This is a genomic window from Streptomyces bohaiensis (assembly GCF_012033785.1).
Lineage (GTDB): Bacteria > Actinomycetota > Actinomycetes > Streptomycetales > Streptomycetaceae > Streptomyces > Streptomyces bohaiensis.
Window position 1 is genome coordinate 1 of record NZ_JAAVJC010000514.1, and the last position, 1,480, is coordinate 1,480.

The following is a 1,480-nucleotide window of genomic DNA, read 5'->3' on the forward strand; positions in this document are numbered from 1 at the left end:
GGGCGGCCCCGCGCCGGCGCGGGGCCGCCGGTGACGGGCCGCGCCGGACCGGGAGCGGCCACGCCGCTCGCCCCTCCGTATGCTGGCCCGCATGAGCGCGCTACCGACCTTCGGCCCTGACCACACCGACGGCCTGCTGACGTTCCTGTCCGCCTCCCCCTCGCCGTACCACGCCGTGGCCACCGCCGCGGAGCGGCTCGTCGAGGCCGGCTTCCGCGAGCTGCGGGAGACCGACGCGTGGGACGGCGACAGCGGCGGACGCTTCGTGCTGCGGGGCGGCGCGATCATCGCCTGGTACGTGCCGGAGGGCGCCACGCCCGCGACGCCGTTCCGCATCGCCGGCGCACACACCGACTCGCCGAACCTGCGGGTGAAGCCGCTGCCCGACGCCGGCCGCCACGGCTGGAAGCAGGTCGCCGTCGAGATCTACGGCGGCACCCTCCTCAACACCTGGCTCGACCGCGACCTCGGTCTGGCAGGCCGCCTGACGCTGCGCGGCGGCGACTGCGTCCTCGTCAACGTCGACCGGCCGCTGCTGCGGGTCCCGCAGCTCGCCATCCATCTCGACCGCCAGGTCAACGACGGCCTCAAGCTCGACCGGCAGCAGCACATGCAGCCGGTCTGGGGCACCGGGACGCCGACCGAGGGCGAACTCATCGCGTTCCTCGCCGCGGAAGCGGGCGTCGAGGCCGCGGACGTGACCGGCTGGGACCTGATGGTCCACAGCGTCGAGCCGCCCGCCTACCTCGGCAAGGACCGCGAACTGCTCGCCGGGCCGCGGATGGACAACCTGCTCTCGGTGCACGCCGCCACCGAGGCGCTCGCCGCGCTCGCCGGCCGCGCCGACGCCGGCGACCTGACGCTGCCGCACATTCCGGTCCTGGCCGCCTTCGACCACGAGGAGAACGGCAGCCAGTCGGACACCGGTGCCGAGGGCCCGCTGCTCGGCAACGTCCTGGAGCGGTCCGTGCTGTCGCGGGGCGGCTCCGCCGAGGACCGCGCCCGGGCCTACGCCGGCTCCGTCTGCCTCTCCTCCGACACCGGCCACGCCGTCCACCCCAACTACGCGGAGCGGCACGACCCCGGCCACCAGCCGCGCGTCAACGGCGGGCCGATCCTCAAGGTCAACGTCAACCAGCGCTACGCCACCGACGGCAGCGGCCGCGCCGTCTTCACCGAGGCGTGCGAGCGGGCGTCGGTGCCGTGGCAGACGTTCGTCTCCAACAACGCGATGCCCTGCGGCACCACCATCGGTCCGATCACCGCCGCGCGGCACGGCATCAGCACCGTCGACATCGGCGTGGCCATCCTCTCGATGCACTCGGCGCGCGAACTGTGCGGCGCCGAGGACCCCTACCTGCTGGCCAACGCGCTGACCGCGTTCCTCGCGACCTGACACGGGCGGGCCGCGCCACCACCGCCAGCCCGCCGCCAGACGGGGTCCGCCCGCCGCCCGCCGCCCCCGCTCGTGGGGGCGGCG

1 protein-coding gene is annotated in these 1,480 nt (G+C 75.3%); it reads left to right on the forward strand.

Annotation, left to right across the window (positions count from 1 at the left end):
- The first annotated feature begins 91 nt into the window (after positions 1-91).
- Positions 92-1,396, forward strand: a complete 1,305-nt coding sequence (locus HCN52_RS24400; protein WP_168090583.1) for a M18 family aminopeptidase — start codon at positions 92-94, stop codon at positions 1,394-1,396.
- The last annotated feature ends 84 nt before the right edge of the window (positions 1,397-1,480 follow it).